Below are 13,618 nucleotides of genomic sequence, written 5' to 3' on the forward strand. Positions count from 1 at the left end.
CAAAATGCCTCCTTGTTCTTTTCTTTGTATGATATTCTCCTTTCGCCTTCCACCTATGCCATGTACCCAGCAAAAGAGAAGGTGGAACGCTTTCCCTCTTATCATAACAAAGAAGGCAATCCTGTCTACTGGACTGCCCTCTCGTATGAAAGGTGATTCTCACGCTCTACGTTCCATCAAGTTTATTCCGATACCCATACAAAAAACCCCGATTACGATCAAAATCGCCAACGGCTGAGCCAAAGCAGACAACGACTGATCCAACGCCAAACCTTTTAATGCCTCCATGCCGTATGTCACCGGAACAATCTTCGACATTGCGAGCAGGATACTATTGCTGACCGCTTCGATCGGCCAATAGGCGCCGCCGATCATGGCCATACTAACCGTGACAATCGGTACAATGGCGTTAAGCTGCTCGAGATTATTCACCAATCCTAACAACAGCATCCCCAATGCCACCACTGCAAATGTGTAACAGGCTACAGTCAATAGCATCAGGCCGATATTTCCACCTATATAATAATCAAAACCATAACGGAAGATGGAAAAGATGATCACGATTTGCAAAAAGCCAATCATAAATGAATAAGCTAAATGACCGATGTACAAGTGAAACTTGCGAACAGGCGACAAAATCACCCGGTTCCAGGTACCGGTCCGTTTCTCCTCGGCCACTTTACTCAAACTGAAAATGATGGTGTAAATCGAAAAGAACAGCGTCATGCCAAACAAGAAATGATTGCGTTGGGAATATTCTCCAGAGGTCGACTCCCCTTCAGCTGTCGATGTGGTCAATCCAATCGGCGCTTCCTTCAAGGCTGCTTCCACCCCGTTGCGCAAATCCGTTTCCCCTGTGGCGCTTTCTGCCTCCTGCAGACGCAATTCTTCGGCATAGACCTGTTTGACATACTGATCGACAAGCACCTGGTTCGGATCATCTGCAGCAATCAGCATCCGGTAGTCATCAGGCATGGCCTTCATCGCGAAAGGAATATCGCCTAATGCCACCTGTTTTTCTGCTGTTTTCTGGTCCGTCTCTGTAAACCTATAGCTTTCCGATTGATTGAGTCTTTCCAGCAGGATATCCTGTTCCTTTCCATTCATCGACTGGTCGAAATAGACCGGGACTTCCACTTGATCGGAGGCTCCGAAGCCTCCAAGAAAAAACACAAAGAGAAAGGTCATTCCTGTCATGGAAAGCAGCAGCATCGGTTCACGGCGCAGTCGCTGCAGCTGTAAAAGAAAAATGGATTTCATATCAGGCCGCCCTCCTTTTCGAAAAAATAAGCAGACTGAGTCCGATAAGCAACACGGTCAAGAGCAGCAACCGTACAATCAAGGGAGTGATAAACGATGGGCCAAGACCTTGTGCCCACTGTAATGTTGTATTCAACATGATTCCATTCGGTGTCCAATTTCCGAGATTTGTAAACAATTCCGGCATGCCCGAGACAGGAAAAAAGCTTCCTCCAAGCATGGCCAATACAGAAACAATACCGCCAGAAAAAATTCCCGGAACAACATTGCTTTCCGCTTTCACCGTAATGGCCGTCAACAAAGCCCCCAATGCTCCGATACATAAAGAAAACACAGCACTGATCACCAGCATACCGAGCCAAAACCGCCAGGAATTATCGGCAAAAGCATGAAGCACAAACCTTCCCATGCTAAACAACAGAACAAGCTGCATAAACACTAAGACGGATGTGGAAATCGCCTTCCCGGATAAATAAAGGAGTGGATGTTTTCCAGACAAAAGAATCCTGGCAAAGACGTTTTGATAATTTTCCACATAAGCTTTGGAGGCAATCGTGGAAGCAACATACATAGCAAACATGACAGCCATTCCTATCGAGTAATATTCTATCGAGGTGATCGGCTCCTGCTCTGTCACCGTAATCGTTCCTCCCAAACCTTCCCCCGTTCCACCAGACGCCGGACCGGGCATTTCTTTCCCGTCAGCAGTTTTGGCAACGGCGGCTTCAAAATTGAATGTATGGACGAAACGATCAATCGTGTCATGAAAAATCCCTGCCATCAGAGCGGAATCCTTTCCTTCCACCACTTCAAGGTCCGCACCCTTCCCCTGCTCCAACAGCATGCTTTTCAGCGATAGATAGGTGAAATCCTCCGGTATCTTCAGCAGGGCGGTGACTTCCCCCTCACCTAGAGCTTGCTCCGCTTTGGTTTCGTTCATTTTTTCTACTTCCATTACCTGACCGAGTTCCTCGTCTTCCAGCAGGTTCGTCAACATGGCGGAAGGATCTGCAGATTCCGCTGCTTTCATGAGTTGATTTTTACCAGCATCAGGCATGGAAAGCTGGCTGACTTCTTCCGTGAATTGTTCCATTCCTGCCGATCGATCATTTTGGTCTACCACCGCGACCTTCATATCGAAAGAAGTAAAGCCACCGGCAAACATTCCGTTCAAAGCAAACCCCAAAATCACCGTCAATATAATCGGCATTAAAAGCAACACCAGCAGCTCCGTTCGATCCCGAAGCAGTACGACTACGTCCTTTTTTAAAAATGTCAGCATCCATACTCCCCCTAATCTCTCAACTTGCGCCCGGTTAGATGCAAGAATACATCCTCAAGTGTCGGAACTTGAACATTCAAACTGATGATTTGCGCCTGCTGCCGTTCCGCAGCCTGAAAAATACTCCCGAGCAGCCTGCTGTTTTTCGGCGTGATCAGCTTGATGCCTTTGTCTGTCTCGATGACCCGGAGTATTTCCTCCATGTCGTTCAACTCAGCTACCAGACCGGGATACGATCGATCGAGCTCCAACCATATCGTTTCTTCACTGGACAAAATGCCGGTGAGTTCCTGTTTGGTTCCAGAGGCGATCACCTTGCCGTGGTCCATGATGTAAATCCGATCGCAAAGCCTTTCGACCTCTTCCATATAATGACTTGTGTACAACACAGTCATTCCCTGCTCCTCGTTGAGCTTTTGAACCATTTCCAGAATGTAATTGCGTGACTGCGGATCGATTCCAACCGTCGGTTCATCCATGATGATGATCTCCGGTTCATGAAGGAGGGCAACCGCGATATTCACCCGTCTTTGCATCCCGCCGGAATAATGTTTGACCAGTTCATTCTTGCGCTCGGTCAGACCGACGATTTCCAATACATTTGCCATTCGCGATTCCAGTTCCTTGCCTCTCAACCCGTAAATCCTTCCGAAAAACCGCAGATTTTCCACAGCCGTTAATTCTTTATATAGCGCGATATCCTGCGGCACGACTCCCAAGTGCATGCGGATGACATTCGGATCTTTGACCACGCTCTTCCCATGCCATGTCACATCTCCTGCGCTCGGTTTAACGAGCGATGAAATCATCGATATCGCCGTCGATTTGCCAGCCCCATTCGGTCCAAGCAAGCCGACGGATTCCCCTTTATCTAAATATAAATTCACGTCGGATACCGCTACATTCTTTTTAAATGCTTTTTTCAAATTCGTTGTTTCCAGCACAGCGCTTTCCCCCTTCAACACCATTTTCCACCAGATTTGGTTTATGTCTTTTAAAGTATAAAAAAAAGAAGACAGCGTGCATACTGTCTTCCGTCACTAATCTAAATGACAAACCATGACCTGCGTCACATTTTTATACCAAGTCATTCCGTATTGCGTAAATAGCCAGCTGTGTCCTATCCCGTAGCCCGAGTTTATCCAACAGCTGGGAGGTGTGGTTTTTTACCGTTCCCACCGATAGAGCCAATTCTGCTGCAATTTCTTTGTTGCTTTTCCCTTCACCGATTTGTTTTAAAATGTCCAGTTCCCTGGGTGTTAAATGGTGTTCTCTTTGCACCTCTTTATTATTCGCAAACAGAAGGCGCGGCATCACTTTGGCCGCTACTTCGCCCTGTATCTGCAAACCGCCGGCGAGACAACTTTTCACCGAGTGGATCAGCGTTTCGGCATCCGCATCCTTGAGCATGTAGCCATGAGCTCCTAAACGCAGTGCCTGCAAGGCATACTCGTCATCGTTAAACGTGGTCAGGATCAAAATCTTCATACTTGGCCAGCGGCTGCGGATTTCCTTGGCCGCTTCGAGTCCGTCCATTTCGGGCATACGGATATCCAGGACTGCCAAATCGAATTGCTGTTTTTCACAGAGGGCGATCGCTTCCTTTCCGTTCTTCGCTTCCCCAGTCACCTGCAGGGTCTCCTCTGTTTCCATCATCATTTTAAGCCCCTGAGCGACCAGCGACTGATCCTCAGCCAATAGAATCCGAACCACTTGCGACACCCTCCTTTTTTTGCAGCGGAAACGCCCCCCGCACAATGAATAAGCGGTTATATGCCATGATTTCCAAACTTCCACCAGCCTGATGGACGCGTTCTTTCATGGCGGTCAACCCATACCCCTCTTCAAACCGATAACCAGACGGAATCGGATTGGTGACTTCAAACCGGAAGATGCGTTCACCTGCTGATTCAAATAGGATGGAAGCTTCTCTTTTCGGCCCGTGGCGCATCACATTGGTCAATGATTCCTGCACAGCCCGATATACTGCTGCAGCTTGTTCAGGCGCCAACCGTGCTGAAAAAGCGCGGTTTTTGACGGAAAACTGTATACGGATATAGCTTTCTGCCTCCAGCTTGCGTATCAGACGAATCATTGCCGGAATACCGCCAATCTCTTCCTCGTTCCATGCTTTGACGGCCCGGCGGGTTTCTTCCAGACTGTCCTGGGCCAATCCTTTTAACAGACCGATTCGTTCTTTTTCGGTTTCATCCGCTTCCATCCGTGCCACTTCCAGCTGCATCAATAAGTTGGTTAGCTTATGGCCGACACTGTCGTGAATTTCCCGGCCGATTAGCGTTCGTTCCTGTTGCCTGGCCAGCTTTTCATCCGAAACGGCTTTCCGCTTCAAGCCGCGGTATTCATGGAGCAAGGCGTCGTACCGCGCTCTAACTTCCTCTGCTTCCTGATGGGTACGATGAAAGAAGGAGAGTGCCAAGCCGAGCATACCCAGATAAAAGAACAAAAAAGAAAAGGAAAAATATTCCCCGTTTTCTTCAACTATTGGGAGAACGACACAAATTCCTATTACCGCCCCGGAAATAAGCGCATGACGGCCAGATAGACGATATGCAGCCTCTCCTGCCAAGTAAGCAAACAACAACAAGCTGAAATAATTAAGCGTATCTGTATGTAACGGCCAGAACACAGCCATGGTGACTAGACCGGAGCTGCTTAATAATATCGCCTGCACTGTTTCCCGCATGCGGAAGAGCGGAAGCAAAAAATACAAAGCAAAAAACAAAGCACTGCCCATCCATCGGGCGGGAGAAATCCCGACTACTCCCTGCGGTTGCAACAGAGCAACACCCCACAGCCCCGCCACTATTAAAAACCAAAGCCAAAATGAATAACGGTACATCGAATCCTCCAAAAAATAACTTTGTTAATACTATATCACCTATGAGGATGGTTGCGGGAGATTATTTAATTATTTCGGAAACAACCGTAAACGTTAATCGAAATATTTATTGATAGTATCTGTATTGTTAATCACTTCTATTTTTTCTTTATAGATGTCATAGTTATTGAAAAAAATTGACTTTCCCTACCTCCTCAAAATATCGGTTCCATTTAAACATCTTAAAGAATATTTTTAATGTCGGTTTGTACTATGACTTCTCTACTCGAAGTTTTTGTTTAAGAAATCGCTTAATTAATCGGTAAGTTCTTATTGTATATTTTGTGTCTAAAAAATTATTATATCTGCACTTTTGAAACAATTGCTTACCCAATTTTCATTATGCACCCCTTCAATGATCCAACTTTCTGATTGGATGATCCTGTTGAGATACGCTTCTCTTTCTTCTTCTGTTCTTCTTATGTCTCCGGACTTTTCCCTGATCCAAACAACGTTATCCAATTCATAGTATGGTATGTCTAACTTTAAAGATAGTTCTTTGGCTAACGTTGTTTTACCACTTCCAACGGAGCCGATAATATGTATCTTATTTGGGACATTTCTTTCCAAAAAAACCACCTAACCTAAATTAATTTATTTCTAAAAACATTCTATTTAAGGACATAATATTCCTTTTTGTTTAAAAAATTCTTTACACACTTGTTCATTAGAAACGGAAAAACTATTCCATAACATTACAGTTATTCTGGCATTGAGAATGGTCTTCTTTTCTTCTCGATGGCTCATTTAACAGTTTATTTCACTTTTTTATATCAATCTCTTCAAGTTACCGCCGACAAGCTTGCTCTAGGGCAAAAGCCGGAGCATTAAAAATGGCCGACCCAGTAATTGGATCGGCCATTTCCCGTTTTTACAGTGCATCCTTGGAATGAATGACGTGATCAATCATCCCGTATTCTTTCGCTTCTTCGGCGGTCATGAAATAGTCACGGTCAGAGTCTTTTTCAATTTTTTCGATTGGCTGTCCGGTTCTCTCGGAAATAATGTTGTTAATACGTTGCCGCATTTGCAAAATCCGGCGTGCGCTGATTTCCAGATCGCTTGCCTGACCTTTAGCGCCACCCAGCGGCTGATGGATCAGCACTTCACTGTTTGGCAAGGCCATCCTCTTCCCTTTCGTTCCTGCAACTAAAAGCATTGCACCAAACGATGCGGCCAACCCGGTGCAGATTGTCTGAATATCCGGCTTGATAAATTGCATCGTGTCATAAATTGCAAAACCTGCTGTAATCGAGCCGCCAGGACTGTTGATGTATAACGATATGTCTTTCTCCTGATCCTCCGCAGCAAGAAACAGTAACTGGGCCACTACACTGTTCGCTGTCTCATCTGTCACTTCTGAACCGAGAAAGATGATGCGATCTTTTAACAACCGTGAGTAAATATCATAGGATCGTTCTCCGCGATTTGTCTGTTCCACCACATAAGGTATGACATTGGACATTTCACATAACTCCTTTCGTTATGCCGCGAAGGAAACCTCCCCTGCTATCAAGGCCAATAGAGACCGCCACTCTTTTCGATAAAACGGAACAGCCAGCATCTCTCCATCTGGCAAAGACAGCGTAACAATTACATAGACAGTATTTCCCGTTGAAATCGGAACGACGGAAAAAGAAGCAGCTCGCGAACCGGAAAAACGCAAAGCCATCGTTAGTTCCTGTGTTTCCTTTTTAAAGAGCTCGATGACTTTTTGCGGATTCGCATGATGAATGGCTGTTATATAATCTGCTACGGTTTCTTCATCCGAGTCACTCTCTTGCCAATTTCTTCGCCGTTTCAAATTTGCTCTGCCCCGATGCAGCGCTGCTTTGATTGCTCCCTCGCTGGTTCCGATCAGTTCGGCTGCTTCCAAGGCTGTATAGCCAAACCCTTCTGTCAATAGGAGGGACACCCGCTGTTTGGGGGATAACTGACGCAACGCCGTTTCAATTGCTTCCAGAACGAAGTCGGAATTCGCAGCATTTTCCGCCGGCAGAATCGATAGCTCCCTGTTGTAGTCTTCATCCGGCTTTCGCTTGCGGTATTGGTCAATCCACGTGTTGGAAGCGATTCGATACAAGTATGCTTTGCTGATTGGTCTCGTTTCTTTCCTATGACTTTGATAGGCTTTTGCCAGCGTTTCCTGCATAAGGTCTTCACCGTCCCACTTCGAATTGGTCAGCGAAATACAATAGTTCTTCAATTGGGGCACATAGGCTTCGATAGCATTTGTGAAGGTTTCCTTCGTTTCGGCTGGAGTTTGGTTAACAAGCGGCCGCATTGCCAATCACTCCTTGAATTTAGTCTTTCACTTATTATAAACGAAAAGCGGAGTCGTAAAGATACGGGTGTTTGAAATTAAGCACAAAAAAATCAAGTATCACAATAGGTCTGAAGCCAGCGATCAAACACATTTTATCTACTACTGCTTATCCCATCTTCTAAATCAAACAGCATTGCTTTATACCCTTTTTAATTACCTGATTTTCTCCGCCAATTCTAAAATAATCCCCTCAGGCCCACGAATGTAGCATAACTTATAAGTGTCTTCGTAATTTTGTATCTCACCAAAAAGTTCCGTGCCTTTCTTTTTCAATTTAGCCACCACGCCTTCAATATCTTCTACAGCAAAAGCAATATGCCGGATACCCAAAGTATTTGCAAAAGATTGCTGTATACCTTTTTCATCTTCCGGTGTATGGAATTTGACCAGCTCCAAAGTTGCCTGTCCATCCGGCATCCCTAACATAACAACCGTCTCTCTGACGCCATTAAGTCCAATTATTCGCTCGACCCACTCACCTTCCACTTCTCCTTCTCCAAGCATTTCCAGGCCAAAATCGAGAAAAAATTCTTTAGCAGCAGAAAGATCGTTTACGATTACACCTACATGATCTATTCTACTTATTCGCATATTCCTACCCCCTTGTTTCTGTTATTGTTCCATATCTGTATTCTTGATACGTTTGTTTGTTATTCTATTCGCTAAAAAACAGAATTTATCCTTTCAACAAACTAGTCCATTTATTGAACACAAAGGTTAACCTGCCTGTCAGTTGAATAAGAAACGACATTCACATCGGCAACGTCTCCTGATATGTGCTTTAATAGAAACATATAGTAAATAAAAAGGAGTAGCTTTATGACAGAGAATAATAAAATGGAGTATCGAGAAGTCCAGCGACCACGCCAATTTGGTTATGGGGATTGATTTTACTGATTGTTGCTTTCATGTGGTATTGGTTCATTCAACAAATTATTTTTGGTTCTCCTATAGGTAATAACCCTGCACCGGATGTGATAACTGTTGTATTTTGGTTGATATTTGGTGTTACTATTCCAGTGTTGTTTGGATTACTAAAGCTTATAATAGAAGTTCGTAAAGATGGAATTTACGTTCGTTTTTTCCCGTTTCAGTTTCAATACAAGAAATACCTTTTCAGAGATCTACACGACTATGAAAGGATTACTTACAACTCACTAAAAAAATTTGGAGGTTGGGGAATCCGCATTAATACAAGGGGTGAAACAGCTTATAATATGAGTGGAAATAAAGGGATTGTTTTAAAGTTGAAAGATAACACAGTGATAATTGGTACTCAAAAACCGGAAGAATTGAAAAAAGCGTTGGATTCTGTAGTAAAACACAATGAAAATTAGTCCGCCACCAGTTGGTGTGAATGGTTATACTGAATCAAAAATGAGAGCCCGGCAACATAGCTAAAGTTGTCTCCAGCTTGGTGCTATAATTTACCCCCATACCTTCCAACTGGTTGCTTGTTGTCAGGCATCTCACAGGTGGTCGGGCAAGGTGTAGTCCCCCTTCGATACAGGGGACTACTTATATAACCTCACGTTCCACAATAAGTCTGAAATGGACGGTCGGATGGTTCTGGTAATTCAGTATAAGGCTCCTGTTTGTCGGTATAAGCATACGGCGAGGAAAGCACTTCAATAAGCCGCTCTGTCAAGGTAAAATCTCCTTTTTGAACTGCAGCTTCCAATGCTTCCTCGACAAGATGGTTGCGGGGAATCACATTGGGATTTGACCGCTTCATCAATTGATGAACTTCATCTTTTGATTTTTCCTGCCTGGACAGCCTTTCCTGCCAGCTTTGGAACCAGTCCGTAAATGCTTCCGTACCATGCATTGATGTCTTCTCCGGTATGTCTAACGTCAAAGCGCGGAAGGTATTGGTAAAGTCGGCATCAGTGTCCTCCATGATATCGAGCAAGTCTTGGATCAACACTTCATCGTGCTCCTCCTTGTCGAGAAGCCCTAGCTTTTTCCTCATTCCCGCAATCCAGTGATCATCATAGAAATCCTTGTATTCACCAAGAATCTCTTTCGCCTGATTGATCGCGTGCTCTTGCTTTTCATGAAGCAGCGGTAACAGAGTCTCGGCGAAGCGAGCCAGGTTCCATTGGCCGATTCCGGGCTGGTTTTGATATGCATACCGTCCTTGCACATCAATCGAACTAAACACAGTAGCCGGATCATACTTATCCATAAACGCACACGGACCATAATCAATCGTTTGACCGCTGATCGTCATGTTATCGGTATTCATCACGCCATGGATAAAGCCGACAAGCTGCCAGTCGGCGATCAATTCCGCCTGCCGCTTGACTACTTCCCGGAAAAAGGTCAGGTACTGGTCTGGATTGTCTTCGATATCCGGATAATGCCGGTTGATCGCATAATCCGCCAATTCGCGGAGCTCCTCTTCAGTCCCCCAGCGGGCCGCATATTCAAACGTGCCAATCCGCAGATGACTGTCTGCCACTCGGGTAAGAACAGCGCCAGGAAGCTCTATTTCACGCATCACAGATTCTCCGGTGGTCACTACCGCCAGACTGCGATTGGTCGGTGTTCCAAGAGCATGCATCGCTTCGCTTATGATGTACTCGCGCAGCATCGGGCCAAGCGTGGCACGACCGTCACCACCACGGGAAAAAGGTGTACGCCCAGATCCCTTGAGTTGGATATCCTTCCTTGCCCCGTCTTGCTTGATTTGCTCACCGAGCATGACCGCCCGTCCATCACCAAGCATGGTGAAATTTCCAAACTGATGACCTGCATAGGCCTGTGCAATCGGCTGTGCTCCTTCCGGAAGTGTGTTCCCGGCAAAAACCGCAGTACCCTTTTCCGTTTGCAATTCGTCTATGTCCAACCCTAAATCCTCTGCCAGTGCCTTATTAAATAGAACTGTTGTTGGGGAGGACACCTGCGTCGGCTCCGCACTTTCAAAAAAACGTTCCGGCAAACGTGCATAGCTGTTGTCAAAGTTCCATCCCATGTTGTTATGTGTCATGATATCTCCTCGATTGGTTTTGTCTTACTTCCATCCTATATCTTTCTCCAATGATGCGAAAATCATATGCATGGATTTTGGAACGGATGATATTTAACGAATCGGCAAAATCATTTAAATTATAAACCGATTTTTAAATCAAACATTTTATCAGCTAATCATGATTAACCAAAAAAGGCGTAGTCAAAAGTTCATCTCCCTTTGTTTTAGTGACCCATAATGAAATATCTGGAATACTTACGGATTGACATGGCATATGATTTTGAAGAACAAGATAAATGCTTTGTTACATAAAAGTGTGCAACCACAATTCCATCTACTCCCCGTTCTTAATGTTATAATCCTTATAAATATAAAAATGTAAGAAGGTGTGTGAAATGACCAATTACTTTCTTGTTTTCTCCAGGTTTTCTTTAGGTTTCATATTCCTAACGGCAGGAATAAATGGTTGTTTTGTAATTTTCAAATTAGAACCATTTATTGCAACCAGTCCTGAAGCAATGGTGTTGTTTGAGTTTCAACATCTGCTTATCTTTGAAAAATCATTAGAGATTATTTGTGGTTTATTATTATTGATTAATCGGTTTGTTCCACTAGCCCTTGCGATATTGGCACCAATTATCGCCAACATTCTCTTACTTCATATATTCCTCGATCATTCTTTACTCCTTTTAGCTATTTTACTTGTCATCCTGCATGGGTTTATGTTGTTCTGCTACAGAAGAAACTTTTCAGGGATAGTTGAAAGAAAATCCTCCACATAAGGTAGTGTTTACTGATGGTTGTAATAAATGATTTCGTTAGTGCACATTCATCTTTTACCATAATAGACTTAAATATTGATTCAACGATAATGAGACCAAACTCTGTCGTGCTTTCTATGACAAATAATTTTGTGACCCCATATTCTATGAATAAAAAAACCCCGATGTTTACACCATCATCAGGATTGAATTTATTCATTCTATAATATTTTTTGCAGGCGATTCCTTTTTCAATCTGAAATCATAGTTGGTTTCATTTTCAAACATTGGATCCAAGTAACTTGATTGTGAATCACTAGTTGAATTGAGTTTGAAATCATGAAAAGAAGTAAATTCTTCCTCCTTCCATACCCAAAGACCTGTTTTTCCCTTTTCCTTATGAAAGACATTTCTTCTTAGAACATTTCCATGATTCGTTGTAAAGTAGTTTGCAATAAAAATGCGAGATGACCCAGCGGTTAGGATATTCCTTTCTATCACATTGTTTTTTATATCATGCTGTAATAGCAGCTGCCCTCCTGCTAGCCCTTTCGTATCATTGCGATAGATGATGTTTTTTGTAATGGAAGAGTTTATCGTTCCTCCCCGATTTTCATCATATCCACCAATCGATATTCCTGCATAGTGGTTGTTATACACAATGTTGTCGCTTATTTGAATCTTATCAGCATTCTGTTTTGCATGCTCAGAGGTTGCCTCAATTCCGATATCACAATTATAAATAGTATTCTTATTGATCGTTATCCTTTTCCCGCCATCGACGTAAATTCCACCGGCACTATATTCTTCTCCATATGCTGGATTACCGTACGAGGATATTTCATACACTTCATTATTTTTAACGATACCATTCCGAACATAGTCGGCTTTTGGATCATTTGATATACCTTCATGACCAATTAAATCGATCCCGATATTATCATTTCTGCGAACTACGTTATTTTCAACATTAAAACCATCGATATTCCCGTTAAGAACAAGTGATTCACTCCACCCGAGTTTTAAATCCTCTATTGTATTATTTATAATATGAATATCTTTCATCGGGCCAGTTCCGTATATAGCAATCCCATGGGCATTCCCATCTTCTGCGTGCGTTTCTATTTTTCGTACAACATTATTTTCTAGCGTAATATGGCTGCTTGAGCCTGTTACATACATCCCAATTACAGTTCCATTCGTTAGCTTAGTAGTTAAATCTTGAATAATGAGTCCACTAATCGTGATGTAATTTTTATTGTCTATGTTAACAAGGGACGTATCCTCCTCTACATTCTTTACGTCTTCACCAGTAAGAACAACCTTGCCTTGATTGTAAGCTTTAAACACGATTGGTTTTCGTTTTGTTCCACTATACCTAACAATCAGCCTTTCATTATAGGTGCCTTCTTTTATGTAGACAGTCGTCCCCCCTCTTGCTTCTGAAGCAGCTTTCTTTAGTGTGCGAAATGGTTTTGATGCAGTCCCATCGTTTTGATCATTCCCATTTGTCGCAACGTATACAGCCTTATCCTGTGTTGAATCTTTTGGATTAAAAGCATAAACAAGTAAAATGGCTGCTGCTGCCAAGAGGTAAAGAATCATCTTTTTCATTTCATCATTCCTTTATAGTAGTTCGTAACTTTCATTTCATACTAAAGCATAAAAATGCCGTTTAGACAATATGTCTAAACGGCTTCATAAGTTTCTCTCTCATCAACACAACGGGAATGAAATGGTAAAAACACTGCCTTTTCCAAGCAAGCCTTTCTACTTCAATCGGTCCTTGGCAAAGGTCGACATACTTTTGAGGAGTGTTAATCAGAGTCTATTCGATTAGATGGATTCTCATTCCGCTATTTACTTTAAAACCATCCTTAACCTCTTTCTCAACTAATATGATTTTATATTCTCTAAACCTTCCCGGTTCTTTTTAGATAAAGTGGCTTTAAGCGGATCATAAGGTCCTACAATTAAAGTTGTTATAATTACAATAGAATTTCTGTTTATGGCGTCTTTGGCAAATGGATTGTCGCCCCCTGCTAATTACAGAAAAACAGTATATAAAGTAAAATGAAATAACTATCCCGTTAACAGAGCTAGTTGGATGTGCTGA

At 43.2% G+C, this 13,618-nt stretch carries 12 protein-coding genes and 1 pseudogene; 2 read left to right on the forward strand and 11 right to left on the reverse strand.

Annotated features, from left to right (window positions below):
- Nucleotides 1-159: 159 nt before the first annotated feature.
- The 9 genes from F6X55_RS03360 to F6X55_RS03400 form a co-directional block, all read right to left on the reverse strand.
- Entirely contained in the window at nucleotides 160-1,260 is a 1,101-nt protein-coding gene (locus F6X55_RS03360) for an ABC transporter permease (protein ID WP_153461953.1), read from the reverse strand.
- A gap of 1 nt (nucleotide 1,261) precedes the next feature.
- The gene (locus F6X55_RS03365) at nucleotides 1,262-2,542 is read right to left on the reverse strand and encodes an ABC transporter permease (RefSeq protein WP_026771516.1); all 1,281 of its coding nucleotides are present in this window, start codon (nucleotides 2,540-2,542) and stop codon (nucleotides 1,262-1,264) included.
- A gap of 11 nt (nucleotides 2,543-2,553) precedes the next feature.
- Nucleotides 2,554-3,486: an ABC transporter ATP-binding protein gene (locus F6X55_RS03370; protein WP_026570687.1), complete on the reverse strand. Its 933-nt coding sequence runs from the start codon at nucleotides 3,484-3,486 to the stop codon at nucleotides 2,554-2,556.
- 133 nt (nucleotides 3,487-3,619) lie between these two features.
- Nucleotides 3,620-4,255, reverse strand: coding sequence for a response regulator transcription factor (locus F6X55_RS03375; RefSeq protein ID WP_153461955.1), 636 nt, complete (start codon nucleotides 4,253-4,255; stop codon nucleotides 3,620-3,622).
- Nucleotides 4,233-5,402, reverse strand: a complete 1,170-nt coding sequence (locus tag F6X55_RS03380) for a sensor histidine kinase (protein ID WP_153461956.1) — start codon at nucleotides 5,400-5,402, stop codon at nucleotides 4,233-4,235. Before F6X55_RS03380 ends, F6X55_RS03375 begins: the two co-directional genes overlap by 23 nt.
- Nucleotides 5,403-5,729: 327 nt before the next feature.
- A complete protein-coding gene (locus tag F6X55_RS20385) occupies nucleotides 5,730-6,011 on the reverse strand; it encodes a P-loop NTPase family protein (RefSeq protein ID WP_419866459.1) in 282 nt (93 codons plus the stop codon).
- Between the two features lie 301 nt (nucleotides 6,012-6,312).
- Complete coding sequence (clpP, locus tag F6X55_RS03390) at nucleotides 6,313-6,906, reverse strand: ATP-dependent Clp endopeptidase proteolytic subunit ClpP (protein WP_026771520.1); 594 nt, start codon at nucleotides 6,904-6,906, stop codon at nucleotides 6,313-6,315.
- Between the two features lie 18 nt (nucleotides 6,907-6,924).
- Nucleotides 6,925-7,725: an RNA polymerase sigma factor gene (locus F6X55_RS03395; RefSeq protein ID WP_153461959.1), complete on the reverse strand. Its 801-nt coding sequence runs from the start codon at nucleotides 7,723-7,725 to the stop codon at nucleotides 6,925-6,927.
- A 195-nt stretch (nucleotides 7,726-7,920) separates the two neighbouring features.
- The gene (locus F6X55_RS03400) at nucleotides 7,921-8,358 is read right to left on the reverse strand and encodes a VOC family protein (protein ID WP_026570696.1); all 438 of its coding nucleotides are present in this window, start codon (nucleotides 8,356-8,358) and stop codon (nucleotides 7,921-7,923) included.
- A gap of 228 nt (nucleotides 8,359-8,586) precedes the next feature.
- On the opposite strand from F6X55_RS03400, the pseudogene F6X55_RS03405 reads away from it, so the two are divergent.
- Nucleotides 8,587-9,104, forward strand: a pseudogene (locus F6X55_RS03405) (DUF6141 family protein).
- A gap of 191 nt (nucleotides 9,105-9,295) precedes the next feature.
- On the opposite strand, the gene F6X55_RS03410 reads toward F6X55_RS03405, so the two are convergent.
- Nucleotides 9,296-10,759: a protein adenylyltransferase SelO gene (locus F6X55_RS03410; protein ID WP_153461960.1), complete on the reverse strand. Its 1,464-nt coding sequence runs from the start codon at nucleotides 10,757-10,759 to the stop codon at nucleotides 9,296-9,298.
- 377 nt (nucleotides 10,760-11,136) lie between these two features.
- Between F6X55_RS03410 and F6X55_RS03415 the strand changes: the two genes are divergently transcribed.
- Entirely contained in the window at nucleotides 11,137-11,523 is a 387-nt protein-coding gene (locus tag F6X55_RS03415) for a hypothetical protein (RefSeq protein ID WP_153461962.1), read from the forward strand.
- 195 nt (nucleotides 11,524-11,718) lie between these two features.
- On the opposite strand, the gene F6X55_RS03420 is transcribed toward F6X55_RS03415, so the two are convergent.
- On the reverse strand, nucleotides 11,719-13,116 hold the full coding sequence (locus F6X55_RS03420; RefSeq protein ID WP_153461964.1) for a right-handed parallel beta-helix repeat-containing protein: 1,398 nt from the start codon (nucleotides 13,114-13,116) through the stop codon (nucleotides 11,719-11,721).
- Nucleotides 13,117-13,618 lie beyond the last annotated feature (502 nt).

It is taken from the genome of Sediminibacillus terrae (assembly GCF_009602435.1).
Taxonomy (GTDB): Bacteria; Bacillota; Bacilli; order Bacillales; family Amphibacillaceae; genus Sediminibacillus; species Sediminibacillus terrae.